This is a genomic window from Amorphus sp. MBR-141, from assembly GCF_053628695.1.
Map to the genome: position 1 here is coordinate 32,059 of NZ_JBRJGW010000023.1, position 13,308 is coordinate 45,366.

8 protein-coding genes are annotated in these 13,308 nt (G+C 70.9%); 3 read left to right on the forward strand and 5 right to left on the reverse strand.

Going from position 1 to position 13,308, the window contains the following annotated elements; translation table 11 throughout:
- Window positions 1–923 precede the first annotated feature (923 nt).
- Window positions 924–1,550 (forward strand): trimeric intracellular cation channel family protein, encoded by a 627-nt coding sequence (locus tag ACSSVZ_RS23290; protein ID WP_453973209.1) that lies wholly within the window; start codon window positions 924–926, stop codon window positions 1,548–1,550.
- Window positions 1,551–1,659: 109 nt separating this feature from the next.
- Window positions 1,660–2,646: an FUSC family protein gene (locus ACSSVZ_RS23295; protein WP_453973211.1), complete on the forward strand. Its 987-nt coding sequence runs from the start codon at window positions 1,660–1,662 to the stop codon at window positions 2,644–2,646.
- 146 nt (window positions 2,647–2,792) lie between these two features.
- Here the strand turns inward: ACSSVZ_RS23295 and ACSSVZ_RS23300 are convergent, their stop codons facing one another.
- The 5 genes from ACSSVZ_RS23300 to ACSSVZ_RS23320 form a co-directional block, all read right to left on the reverse strand.
- Window positions 2,793–3,293 (reverse strand): MmcB family DNA repair protein, encoded by a 501-nt coding sequence (locus ACSSVZ_RS23300; protein WP_453973213.1) that lies wholly within the window; start codon window positions 3,291–3,293, stop codon window positions 2,793–2,795.
- Between the two features lie 261 nt (window positions 3,294–3,554).
- Window positions 3,555–4,769, reverse strand: coding sequence for a chromate efflux transporter (gene chrA, locus ACSSVZ_RS23305; RefSeq protein ID WP_453973215.1), 1,215 nt, complete (start codon window positions 4,767–4,769; stop codon window positions 3,555–3,557).
- Window positions 4,770–5,098: 329 nt separating this feature from the next.
- Window positions 5,099–8,653, reverse strand: a complete 3,555-nt coding sequence (locus tag ACSSVZ_RS23310) for an AsmA family protein (RefSeq protein ID WP_453973217.1) — start codon at window positions 8,651–8,653, stop codon at window positions 5,099–5,101.
- Window positions 8,654–8,958: 305 nt separating this feature from the next.
- The gene (locus ACSSVZ_RS23315) at window positions 8,959–9,507 is read right to left on the reverse strand and encodes an ActR/PrrA/RegA family redox response regulator transcription factor (RefSeq protein ID WP_453973219.1); all 549 of its coding nucleotides are present in this window, start codon (window positions 9,505–9,507) and stop codon (window positions 8,959–8,961) included.
- An 85-nt stretch (window positions 9,508–9,592) separates the two neighbouring features.
- On the reverse strand, window positions 9,593–10,972 hold the full coding sequence (locus tag ACSSVZ_RS23320) for an ActS/PrrB/RegB family redox-sensitive histidine kinase (RefSeq protein WP_453973220.1): 1,380 nt from the start codon (window positions 10,970–10,972) through the stop codon (window positions 9,593–9,595).
- Between the two features lie 403 nt (window positions 10,973–11,375).
- Between ACSSVZ_RS23320 and phaZ the strand changes: the two genes are divergently transcribed.
- Complete coding sequence (gene phaZ, locus ACSSVZ_RS23325; RefSeq protein WP_453973221.1) at window positions 11,376–13,277, forward strand: polyhydroxyalkanoate depolymerase; 1,902 nt, start codon at window positions 11,376–11,378, stop codon at window positions 13,275–13,277.
- Window positions 13,278–13,308: the final 31 nt, after the last annotated feature.

A 13,308-nucleotide genomic window follows, 5' to 3' on the forward strand; every position in this document is an offset into this window, starting at 1 on the left:
CGGCGGAATGACGGGATCCGCCGAGCCGGCCAAAAACTCCGCTCATTCCAGCGAAGGCTGGAATCCAGTTGGGGCCGGTGATCCGGTCCAGGACGCGAGAGGATGCGCGCCGCCACGCAACCGGCCGCTCCTCCTCCCGCCTTTCCCCCTGCGGCAACCTCGGCACCTGGATTCCAGCCTTCGCTGGAATGAGCGGGTGTGTCGTCTCCCGGCCATGCCCCCAAACTCCGCTCATCCCCGCGAAAGCGGGGATCCATAGGGCCCGTCGGCGGACACCCGGCGGAATGACGGGATCGCTGCTTCCCTCACGCCGAGTGCGCTGGCGCGCACCGGCTCCGGGAGGGCGCCCTGACCGGGCGGCGCGCGGTCGCGCGCTGGTGGGTGCTGTCCTGCGAGGCTCGGGTTGTGTCTCCGGCACCCGCCCCATCTTCCGCTCATTCCAGCGAAGGCTGGAATCCAGTTGGGGCCGGTGATCCGGTCCCGGACGCGAGAGGATACGCGCAGCCACGCAACCGGCCGCTCCTCCTCCCGCCTTTCCCCCTGCGGCAAGCTCGGCACCTGGATTCCAGCCTTCGCTGGAATGAGCAGGTGTGTCGTCTCCCGGCCCAGCCCCACCCTCCGCTCATCCCCGCGAAAGCGGGGATCCATAGGGCTCGTCGGCGGACACCCGGGGGAATGACGGGATCCGCCGAGCCCGCCCCAAACTCCGCTCATCCCCGCGAAGGCGGGGATCCAGGGCCACGGGCCGCAGCCCGGGCGTTCGACCGGCCTGGCCCCGGCTTTCGCCGGGCGAGGGCCGGCAGGCGGCATCCCCGACCGCGCCCCCACCGACGGGAAGCCGGGACGCCGGCCCGCTGCCCCTCGCGCCGCCGCCCGGGATCGGCCAAAGTGGGCCGGCTGGAAGGTGGGGGAGGCGGGCCGCCATGAGCGACGTCGTGCTGCATGTGCTCTATCTGGTCGCCGTCAGCGCCGAGGCGATGACGGCGGCGCTGGCCGCCGGGCGGCGCAGCATGGACTGGTTCGGCGTCGCGATGCTCGGCTGCATCACCGCGCTCGGCGGCGGCTCGATCCGCGACATGCTGCTCGGCCACTACCCGCTCGCCTGGGTGGCCCATCCCTCCTATCTCGCCATCGCGGTGACGGCGGCCTGCGCGGCGATCGTCTTCGCCCGCTTCATGGAGCGGCTGCGCGGTATCTTCCTGTTCCTCGATGCCGTCGGCCTGGTCGTCTTTACCGTCATCGGCTGCAACGTCGCGCTCGGCATGAACCAGCCGCTGGCCATCGTCGTGGTCGTCGGCATGATCACCGGCACCGCCGGCGGCGTGCTGCGCGACATCCTGTGCAACGAGGTCCCGCTGCTGTTCCGCCGCGAGCTCTATGCCAGCGTGTCGATCGTCACGGCCGGGCTCTACGTGGGCGGGCTCGCCGCCGGCCTGCAGCACGACGTGGTGATGGGCGCGGCGATGGGCGTCGGCCTGGCGCTGCGGCTGCTGGCGCTGCGCTACAATCTCCACATGCCGCAGTTCGTGTACACGAAGGACCTGCATTGACGGCTCCGCCCCGGGGGTGGCGGAACGACACCAGGGCCTTTTCCGGTCAGGTGGCTTCGCCTGATCGACAGGAAATGACGGCGCGGCCGATCGCGGAGAAGACGACGGAATGATCGACAGAATGCAGCGCGGGCCGGACGCCACGCCCCTCAAGTACCGCCATTCCCGCGCCTTCCACGCCGTGCGCACCGGCGTCGGCGTGCTCATCTGCATCGCCCTGACGACGGTTCTCCACGTGCCCCACGGCCTGTGGACGACGATCTCCTTCCTGGTGGTCATCACCGGCCTGCAGCACCACGGCAACATCCGCCGCAAGGCGCTGGAGCGCGTCGTCGGCACCCTGGTCGGCGCGGCAACCGGCCTGCTCGTGCTGCTGCAGCAGGAGTGGCTGCAGCAGATCCAGCTCACCTGGGCGCTGCTCGCGCTGTTCTGCGGCGTCTGCGCCTATCACGCGGTCGGCCGCGCCGGCTACATGGCGCTCCTGGCGGGGCTCACCCTGATCATCGTCACCGGGCAGGGGACCGATCCGCTGGACATCGGGCTGTGGCGGGCGCTCAACGTGCTGATCGGTGTCGCCGTGGCGCTGGCGCTCTCCTTCGTCCAGCCGCTTTACGCCACCTGGTTCTGGCGCGACGTGCTGGCCAACGCGCTGCTCCACTGCGAGGAGGCGCTGTCGGGGGCGGCGGTCGGCGTCCCGTCGGCGGCCGATGGAGAGCCGGCCGCGAAGCGCGGGCTCGCCGGCATCGGCGGCACCCTGCAGAGCCTCCGCGCGCTGATGCCGTCGGCGGCGAAGGAGGGCGGCGTGCCGATGGCGCAGATGGAGGAGATCCAGCGGACCGTCCGCATGGTGGTCAGCTCGGTGGAGCTCCTGACCGCCTCGCAGGTCGCCGCGGCCGACGTGGCCGCCCAGTGCCGGATGCTCCACGAGCTCGCCGTCGCCCTGCGGACGGGGGCGCTCGGCGCCATGCCCGCCTTCGCGGCGGAGGCCGCTGCCGCCACCGCCGCCGACCGGCTGTCGCTGGTGCACGTGCTCGACGAGGAGCTGCAGCGGCTCCCCCGCCTCCTGCAGGCCGCCCCGGGCCTCTGGCACGGCTGAGCGGAACGCGCAAAAACGACAACTCGCCCCAGGAATGTCCTGTCGATCAGACTCCCCCAGCGCGCGACCGCGCGCCGGCCGGAGGCCGCGCCCGCGCAGCCGCGCGCTTCAGCGCGCTGGCGTGAGCGCAAGAGAAAGGCCCCGCCTCACCATACCGGCAGGTCGAGATGGGCGGCTTCCGGGTCCTCCAGCAGGTGCAGCCGGCTGGAGGCGAGCTGGGCGACCTTCAGCAGCATCGCCTTGCGGGTGGCGGCCGCCAGCCGGTGGGTCGGCGCCTCGCGCAGGATCTCCGCCTGGAAGCCGTCGGTGAGGATCAGGCCGGCCTCCTCCGGGAACGCCGCTTGCGGCACCTCGGGCAGGGTGGCGAAGAACAGCCGGTCGCAGTGCAGCCGGTAGAATGGCCACTTGGCGTCGGCGCGCAGGTCCTCCAGCGACGACTTGATCTCGACGATCCAGATCTCGCCGCCCTTGCCGATCGCCACCAGGTCGGCCCGCCGTCCCGAGGCGAGCCCCACCTCCGGCAGCGTCGAGAAGCCGTGCAGGCGCAGCAGCCGGCAGGTGCCCCGGCGCACCTTCAGGGCGTTCTGCGACTGGCGGCCGTCGACCGGCGGGGCCGGGTACGGCACGGGGGAGGGATCGAGCGACATGGCGGCCTTCGGCAGGAGTTGAGGATCCGATAGTTCCGTTTTTGTTCCCGAAGCGCAACCCCGCACGCGGCATTTGATGCCGTCGCGGTCTCCCCGACGTGCCCCATCAGCGCGCGACCGCGCGCCGGGGGAGCAATCGCAGGAAAAGTGGGAACCGGTTTTCCGCCGCGATTGCGATATGGAAGACTCAGGCCGGGCCCGCGTGAGCGCGAGCGTCAGTTCGTCGGCGTGAGCGAAAAGAAACCCCAACCGGATCGAGCGTCAGAGCACCAAACCACCGAGCACGCCGGCCGCCACGACCACCGCCCACGGCGGCGCCTTCCACTGGGCGAGCGCCACGAAGGCGGCGACCGCAATGGCGAGGGCCACCGGCGAGGTGATGCCCTTGGTGAAGACGGGATCGTAGAGCGCGGCGGCCAGCAGCCCCACCACCGCGGCGTTGACGCCGGTGAGCGCCCGGCGGGCATCCGGCCGGTGCCGCAGCGCCGACCAGAACGGCAGGGCGCCGAGCACCAGCAGCGCCGAAGGGAGAAAGATCGCCAGCAGCGCCACGGCCGCGCCGGCCACCCCGGTCAGCGGCCCGTCGAGCACGGCGCCCAGGAAGGCGGCGAAGGTGAACAGCGGGCCCGGCACCGCCTGGGCGGCGCCGTAGCCGGCGAGGAAGTCGGATTCGGAGACCAGCCCCGGCGCAACCACCGACTGCTCCAGCAGCGGCAGCACCACGTGGCCGCCGCCGAACACCAGGCTGCCGGCCCGGTAGAAGCGGTCGACGATGGCGATGCCGAAGCCGTCGGTCAGCGCCGCGAGGATCGGCAGCCCGACCAGCAGCACGACAAAGGCCGCGAGCGCCGCGATGGCGACGCCGCGCCCGACCGGCACGTGCAGGCCGCCCGGGTCGGCGGCCATGTCCGGCTTCGGCAGCACCAGCAGCGCGGCGCCCGCCCCCAGCACGATCACCAGCACCTGGGTCCAGGCGGTGGGGGCCACCAGCAGCAGGATCATCGCGCCGGCGGCGATGGTGGCGCGCTTGGCGTCGGGCGCCAGCGTGCGGGCCATGCCCAGCAGCGCGTGCGCCACCACGGCGACGGCGGCGGCCTTCAGCCCGGCGATCCAGCCCGCCCCCTCGGTGTCGCCGAGCGCGCCCAGGCCATAGGCGAAAGCGACGAGGGCAATGGCCGACGGGAGGGTGAAGGCGGTGAAGGCGGCCAGCATGCCGAGATAGCCGGCACGGGAGAGGCCGATCCCCATGCCCACCTGACTGGAGGCCGGGCCGGGCAGGAACTGGCAGAGCGCGATCAGGTCGGCGAAGGCGCTCTCGGACATCCAGCGCCGCCGGTCCACGAAGGCGGTGCGGAAATAGCCGAGATGGGCGACGGGTCCGCCGAACGAGGTCAGGCCCAGTACCAGGAACACGCGGAACACCTCGCCGGGCGTGCCACGGCCGGTGTCGACGTCCGAAGGGGGGCGGTCCTGCATCGGGGCTGATCACGCACGAGAGGAGGAGGGGGAACGGTGCCGCGGTGGGACCCGCATATGCTCCTCCAGATTACACCCGCTCGGGCACAATTTTGCGACAGTGCGCACCTGCGCACGGAGCCGGCGGCACGCTGGTGCGCACAGCGACGCAAATGCGCAGAAAAGCGCAGAAAAGCGCAGATTGGTCCCGCTTTTCGACAAAACGCGGCGGTTGTCGCGCACGCGCCTGCGCACTCGGAAAACGCAAGTAAAGTCAGGAATTTAGGATTGAGCCGCAGCCCGTGCGCAGGGCGCAGCGACCCGGTGCGCGCGCAGGCGGTGCGCGCGCGTCAGCGCCTCGGGTTCGGGCGCGGCATCACCGTGGTGGAGCCGACGGCCGGCGCGGCCTGTTGCGGCGCCGCCTGGGGGGCGGCCTGCTGCTGGGGCACCCCGAAGGCGCCGAGGATCGCGCCGGCGTTGCCGCCCTGGCCGTTCTGCCCGGCGGCCTGGCCAAGCAGCCCGCCCACCAGCCCGCCGATGACCTGGTTGGTCGTCGGCGCCTGCTGCTGCTGGGGCTGCTGGGGTTGCGGCTGGGCCTGGACGGGCGCGGAGGCGGTGCTCTGCTGGCCGAGCAGGCTGCCGATCATGCCGGTGACGATCTGGTTGGCGTCGGGTGCCGGGGCCGGGGCCGGCGGGGGCGCGGGCAGGGTTGCGGCCGCCGGCGGGGCCTCGGCCGGCGGCACCTCGGTGGTCGGCACCGGCTGCGGCGCCGGCTGGGACTGGCCGCCGACGAGCCCGCCGGCGATCTGGCCGATGGCCGAGCCGATCAGGTCCTGGGTGGCGTTGCCCGAGCCGGCCGGCGCTGCCGTCGAGCCGCCGCCGAGCTGCTGCTGGACCGCGCTGGTCAGCGCCTGCTGGAGCCCGCCGCCGCCGGTCCCGGCGGTGCCGCCGCCGAGCTGGCCGATCTGCTGGTCGATGAGCGAGCCGATGGCGCCCTGGGTATCGCCGGAGGCGAGCTGTCCGACGACGCCGGCGGCGCTGCCAAGCTGCCCCGAGTTGGCGAGGTCGCCGAGATTGCCGAGCGATTTCAACTGCTCCAGCGCCGCCTGCGGGTTCTGCAGGATGCCCTTGATGTCCGGATAGATGCGCGGGTTCGACCACGCCCCCTCGATGACGATCGGAACGCCCAGCCCCTTGGCATCCGCCTCGCTGCCCTGGCCTTCCAGGCTCGCGACGAGGCGCGGATCGACCCGGAACGACAGCGTCTTCTCGGCAAGGTCGGCGTTGCCCGTGCCGGTCATTCGCACCAGCGGGCCGACCAGGCTGAGGTCGCTGGTCGTGGCCACCCCGTCGGCGATCTGGAAGGACGCCCCGAACGCGGTGAAGTCGGTCTTGTCGTTCGCATCGGTCTGCCAGCCGCTCAGGATCGACGAGGTCAGGCTGCGCATCATCTGCGGAATGTTGATGCCGAGGATGGCGCCGTCGCGGATCTCCAGCGCGGCACTTCCGTCCAGCGAATCGATCAGGCCGTAGATGCTTTCGCCCGCCCCGGTGACGTTCAGCGCCACCTTGCCGGTGCCGGCCAGCGCGCCGAACCCGGCGGCATCCTTGAACAGCCGGTGCACGTCGACACCGTCCAGGGTGAACTCGGCGGTGCTGGCCGCGCCGCGGTTGTCGGCCAGGGTGACGCGGCCGGTGCCGGAGCCGGAATAGAGCTCGAAGCGCGACAGCAGCGCCTCGAGCCGGCCGTCGGCCAACGTGACGCCGAGGGTCGCGGCGCCGGTCTTCAGGTCGTCCACGACGATGGAATTGGCCGTCAGCGACACCGACGCGTCGAGGGCGCTCAGCACGGTGAGGTCGAGCGGATCGCGGCTCCAGCCGATGCCGTCGCCGGACGGCTGACCCGTCGAGCCGCCGGCGAGATAGGGCGTCAGGTTCAGCGTGTCGAAGGCCAGGTCCGCCTTCACCGACGGCCGCTTGCCGTCGAGCGCCGCCGAGCCGGCGCCGCGCGCCGAACTCTGGTCGATGGTGATGACCGCATCGCTCAGCGCGACGCCGTTTGCCGTCGCCGACAGCACCCCTTCGACCGACGTCGCCTGCAGGCCGTCGCCCTCGCCGATCGGATTGTCGAGCCACGCGAGCAGGCCGCGCAGCGACGGGGTCGACAGGCCGACGCGGCCATTGGCGGCGCCGCCCAGCGTGACCGTGCCGGCATAGCTGGTGGCCACCCGGTTCGAGCGCAGGTCGGCGTTGAGGTTGCTCGGCGCGCCGGAGAGCAGCACGCCCGGCGGGCCGGAGGTGCCCGTGAGCGCGAACGCCTCGCCGCGCCAGTTGAAGCTGCCGCTCAGCGACACCGGGCTGTCGGTCCCGGCGAACCGCGCGTCCACATTGACGGCGTCGAGGGTGCCGGCCGAGGGGTCGCCGGGCACGGCCTGGGCCAGCGGAAGGCCGGTGACGCGGCCGCCGCGCAGCCCCAGCGAGCCCTCGGCCGTCGCGTTGCGCATCAGCGTGTCGGTGCTGGTGCCGCGGGTGGTGAATCCGACGTCGGCGAACAGCATGCCGCTCGCCTCGTAAGGCGATGGCGCGAAGGCCAGCACGGTGGCGAGTGGCAGCTGGGCCACGGTGGCGCGCCCGTCGGCCACTGCTATGCCGTTGTCGTCCCAGGCGCGGGCGATGAAACCGATCGACCCGCCGCCGAAGCCCACCTGCGGCACCTCGACGTTGAGCACGCCCTTCTGAAGGCTCACCTGGGCGGTGAGGCCCTGGAGCGTCAGGTTCGGCGCCCGCAGTTCCCCGACCGAGAGCGTCAGCTCCGCGTCGACGGAGCTGAGCGGGGCGAGATCGATCGGCGTATCGGCCGCCGCCTCGGTCGTATCGTTGGCCTGCTCGCTGTCCGCCCTGAAGGCGGCGAGATCGATGGTGTCGGCTGCGATCCGGCCGCGTATCTGCGGGATTTCGGTGGCGGTGGGGAGCGTCAGCTCGCCGGTGAAGGCGGTGCCGTTCACCTGTCCGGCGATGTCGGTGAGGGCCAGCGCCAGCGGGTTCATCACCGCGGTCGCCTTCAGCGACATGGAGCCCAGCGCGGCACCGGGCGCCGTGCCGCTGGCCCAGGCGATCGCTTCCGACAGGTCGTCGCTGGCAAGCTCGACGGAGCCGTCGAAGCTGAGGGTCGAGCCGAGGATGGCGGTGCCGGCGACCTTGCCGGTGGCGGGGCCTTTGCTGACGGCGATCGAGACGGCGGTGGGCGCCGTGGAGGTCAGGGTCTGCGGCGTCTCGATGTCGGCCGAGAAGGCGAGCGGGGCGCCCCGGAAGACCAGGCTGCCTTCGGCGTGGGCGGGCTCGTCGATGCCGGGGAGGCGCAGTTCGACGAACACCTTGTCGGCGGTCTCCTGGACGCCGGAGGCGACGTCCTCCATGACCACGACGCCGTTGCGCACGTTGAAATGGGCGACGGAGAGACGTTCCAGGATGGCCAGCGGATCGTCGTCCGGCGCGCCGGCGGCGGCATCGGCCGGGCCCGCCTGGCGGGACAGGCCGGGAAGCGTGATCGATCCGTCTTCGAGGCGTTGCAGCGCGATGTGCAGCCCGTCGAGGACGATCTCATTGACGTTGACGGTGCCGGATAGCAGCGGGATCAGCGACAGGTCGGCGCGCAGCGTCCCCAGCGACATCACGTCGGCGCCGTCGGGGGCGCGCACCCGCACCGCATCGGCCGACAGCGACAGCGTCGGGAACGCGCGCAGGCTGACCGCGCCGTCGATCGAGATGACCAGTCCGGTCGCCTGGCTGATCTGGTTCACCACCGTCTGCCGCACCCACTGGGTGGAGATGAACATCGGCAGCGCCGCCAGCGTCGCGACGACCAGCAGGCAGAGGACACCAAGGACTATCAGGGCGCGTTTCATCGCTCACTCCGGCACGCGCGACAACGGAAACGAATCAGCATCGCAGTCTACCCGATCGGGGGGCGCCGGTGGGATCCGGCCCGTTGCCGATGCCGTGAGCGCGCCGCAGCAGATGCGTGGCTGGCCCGTGCGCAGGGGAACGTCGGATGCCATCGCCCGGCCGGATCGCTGCGATCCGAACGGGACGTGCCGAGGAGCGCGACGGGGCAAGGCGGATGCCGGGCTTCCACCTGCATCCTCTCCAAGCCATTGAAATCGAAATTATTTTACGGTTCCGGATCGATCAGCCCTGAACCCATCCGGATCTAGCGGGGCGCGCGCTTCGCCAGGATCCGCTGCAGCGTGCGCCGGTGCATGTTGAGGCGGCGGGCCGTCTCCGAGACGTTGCGGTCGCACAGCTCGTAGATGCGCTGGATGTGCTCCCAGCGGACCCGGTCGGCCGACATCGGATTGTCCGGCGGCAGCGCCCGGTCCTCCGGGTTGCGGGTGAGGGCGATGTACACCTCGTCGGCGTCGGCCGGCTTGGCGAGATAGTCGACGGCGCCGAGCTTCACGGCGGTCACCGCGGTGGCGATGTTGCCGTAGCCGGTCAGCACCACGCTGCGTGCCTCCGGCCGCGCCTGGCGCAGGCGTTCGACCACGTCGAGGCCGTTGCCGTCGCCGAGCCGCATGTCCACCACCGCATAGGCCGGCGGGCTCCGGTCGACCTTGCCGATCGCTTCCTCGATGGTCTCGGCCGTATCGGTTTCGAAGCCGCGCTTCTCCATCGCGCGCGCCAGCCGCTGCACGAAGGCGTGGTCGTCGTCGACGATGAGGAGAGTGGGGTCAGGGCCGAGGTCTGTGTTGTCTGTCATCACGCCACACGCTGGATCATCGCGGTCAGGCCGCCTTAGCCAGTGAAGCGGGCGTTCGACCGTCTCTTTCGTTGCTTTGTCCTGATTATAGGGTTGCGGACCGGTTCGGCAAAGCCGCCGCCTGCGCGGCACGGCGGTCCTGACGGTCTTCGCCGACCGGAACGACGCGCCCCAGATCGATGGCGTCGCGGTCCCAGTGCACCTTCACGACAGCGCCGCGCTCGGGCGGGCGGCGGTTGCTGAACGACAGGTGTGCCCCGGTGCGCTCCAGCAGCGTCTTGGCGATGAAGAAGCCGAGGCCGAGCCCGCCACCGGCGGAACGGCTGGCTCTGCTGGTGACGTACGGGTCGCCGAGCCGGTCGAGGACCGTCTCGGCAAAGCCGCGTCCATCGTCTGCGATGGTGATGGAAACCTCGCGATCGCTCCACTCGGCGGTGATCGTCACGCGCGCCTCCGCAAAGTCGACGGCGTTCTCCAGGAGGTTGCCGAGCCCGTACAGGATGGCCGGGCTGCGTGCGACGATTGGCTCCACCGGGGTCGTCTTTCCACGCGCCACGTCGACCTCGATTCCGAAGTCCCGGGTGGGCGCGACGACCTCCTCGATCAGCTGGGCGAGACTCATCCGGTCGAAATGACCGTCCGGTTCGTCGGCCAGCGTCGTCAGCTTGCGCAGGATCTCGCGGCAGCGGTCGGTCTGGGTGCGCAGCAGATGGATGTCCTCCGCGTGCGGCGAGGTGGGTTCCAGTTCGCGCTCCAGTTCGCTGGAGACCAGGGCGATGGTCGCGAGCGGCGTGCCCAGCTCATGGGCGGCGGCGGCGGCAAGGCCGTCGAGGGCGCTCAGGTGCTGCTCGCGGGCGAGGATGAGTTCGGTGGCGGCCAGCGCGTCGGCAAGCTGGCGGGCCTCCTCAGCAACCCGGAAGGTGAACATGCCCATCAGCGCCAGGCTGCAGGTCAGCGCCAGCCAGACGCCGCCGACATACAGGAGCGGCAGCGCCAGGGTCTCGCCGTCGTACCAGGGGAGCGGATGATGGTGGATCGCCAGGAACGTCGCCATGACGAGGACGAGGCTGGCCAGGAACACGGTCTTCTGCGGCGGCAGCGCGGTGGCCGAGATCATCACCGGCGCGATCATCAGGAACGCGAAGGGGTTGAACAGGCCGCCGGTCAGGTACAGCAGCCCGGCGAGCTGCAGGATGTCGAAGCCCAGCAGGATCGTCGTGTTCGGCTCCGACAGGCGCCGGCTGGACGAGAACCGCAGCCGCAGCACGACGTTGAGAACGGCCGACGCGGCGATCAGCGTCAGGCAGGCGGTCATCGGCAGCGGAAAGCCGAGCAGAAGCCCGACCGACAGGACGGTGACGGTCTGGCCGAAGACGGCGAGCCATCGCAACCGGATCAGCGTGTCCAGCCGCACGTTGCGCTGGCCGAAGGCGGGTGTCCCGTCAAGAAGGGCTGGTGCGGTCATGGCGTGCGTTTCCGTGGTCCGGCAGGACGAGTGGTGTCCTCAGTGATCTCTGTCGGTCGGGCCGTCGTCGCGCAAGAGCTTCGCGGGTCAACGCGGCCTGGATGTGCACGGCGGTCTCCCCGTTTTCCGCGGCGGGAGAGACGCGCACTTCGGCCGCGCTCTTGTCGATCGGCGCGCAGACCCCATGTGATTCGGTGAACTTGCGGGCGCGCATTGCCCGCAACCGGAAGCGACGGCCGGATCTCTCCCGCCCCATCACGTTGATCGTGCTCAGCTTCCTGCAAGCCAAGCAATCCACAGTGCGTCGACTTGCAGAGCGCAGTTTTGCGCCGCTATTGTTTGTGCGGCGCAAAAGCACCGCATCCGTGGGCGGCATCGCACATCGAACTTGGGACATTTCGTCGTGTACTATGAACTCTATGAACTGAACCACGCCGTCCTCAGCCCGTGGCGGGCGGCGGCGGACGCGGCGCGCCTCTACTTCAAGAATCCGCTCAACCCGCTCGCCCACACCACGTTCGGCAAGAGCCTGGCGGCCGGCAGCGAGCTGTTCGAACGGGTGACGCGGCGGTATGGCAAGCCCGAGTTCGGGTTCGGCTCGACGACGGTAAGCGGCACCCGGGTTGCGGTCCGAGAGGACGTGGTCTGGGAGCGGCCGTTCTGCCGGCTGGTGCATTTCACCCGCGCGCTGCCGGAAGGCCGGCGCCGGGATCCGAAGGTGCTGGTGGTGGCGCCGATGTCCGGCCACTACGCGACGCTGCTGCGCGGGACGGTCGAGGCCCTGCTGCCCAACCACGACGTCTACATCACCGACTGGATCGACGCCCGGATGGTCCCGGAGACCGACGGGCCCTTCGATCTCGACGACTACATCGATTACGTCATCTCCATGCTGCGCTTTCTCGGCGGCAACACCCACGTGATGGCCGTCTGCCAGCCGGCCGTGCCGGTGTTCGCGGCGGTCTCGCTCATGGAAGAGGACGAAGACCCCTACGCGCCGCTCTCCATGACGCTGATGGGCGGGCCGATCGACACCCGGGTCAATCCGACGGCGGTCGACGACCTGGCCAAGCGGCATTCGATCGACTGGTTCCAGCGCAACGTCATCATGCGGGTGCCGTTTCCGCATCCGGGCTTCCTGCGCGACGTCTATCCGGGCTTCCTGCAGCTGACCGGGTTCATGAGCATGAACCTCGACCGCCACATGACGGCGCACCACGACTTCTTCCACCACCTGATCGAGGGCGACGGCGATTCCGCCGAGAAGCACCGCGAGTTCTACGACGAATATCTGGCGGTGATGGACCTGACGGCCGAGTTCTACCTGCAGACGCTCGAGCGGGTGTTCATGAACCACGACCTGCCGAAGGGGACCTTCCTGCACCGTGGCCGCCGCGTCGATCCGAGCGCGATCCGGCGCACGGCGCTGCTGACGATCGAGGGCGAGAAGGACGACATCTCCGGGCTCGGCCAGACGAAGGCGGCGCACGGGCTGGCGGTCAACCTGCCGGACGACAAGCGCTCCCACTACATGCAGCCGGGCGTCGGCCACTACGGCGTCTTCAACGGTTCGCGCTATCGCTCGGAAATCTGCCCGCGCATCGCCGATTTCATCCTCACCCACGAGCCGCGCGCCGCGCCGAAGGCGAGCCCGGCTCCGGCCGCGGCCAAGGCGGCCGAGCCGAAGGCCGTGGACGCGAAGCCGGCTGAGACCAAGGCGCCTGCGCCGAAGGCCGCCGCCGATGCGACGCCCGCCGAGGCGAAGGCGGCGGCTCCGAAGCCGGTCGAGGCGAAGGCGCCGGACGCCCAGGCGAAAGCCCCGGCCGCCGCGAAGCCCGAGACCAGGGCGCCCGCCAAGGCCGCGACGGCTCCGAAGGCCACGCCGACCCCCAAGGCGGCCGCCCCCAAGGCGAAAGCGGCGCCGAAGGCCGCTGCTGCTCCCAAGGCGAAGGCCACGCCCGCATCACGGACCGCGCCCGCAAAGACCGCCGCCAAGGCTCCCGCGAAGGCCGCGACTCCCAGGTCGGCCCGTAAGGCGAAGCCGAAGCGCGGGTCGCTGGCCGATGTCGCGCTCGCCGCGCCGAACGGCACCGCCGATGACCTGACCCGCATCCGCGGCATCGGACCCGGTCTCGCCAAGCGCCTGAACGATATGGGTATCTTCCATTTCGAGCAGGTCGCCCGGCTGAGCGCCTCGGCCATCGACGAGATCGACGGCGCGCTGTCGTTCCCCGGCCGCATCCGCCGCGACGACTGGATCGGCCAGGCGAAGGCGCTGGCTCCGGCCGAGACCGCCGGCAGCTGACCCCGCCGCGTTTCCGTGCAGCCGGACGGCG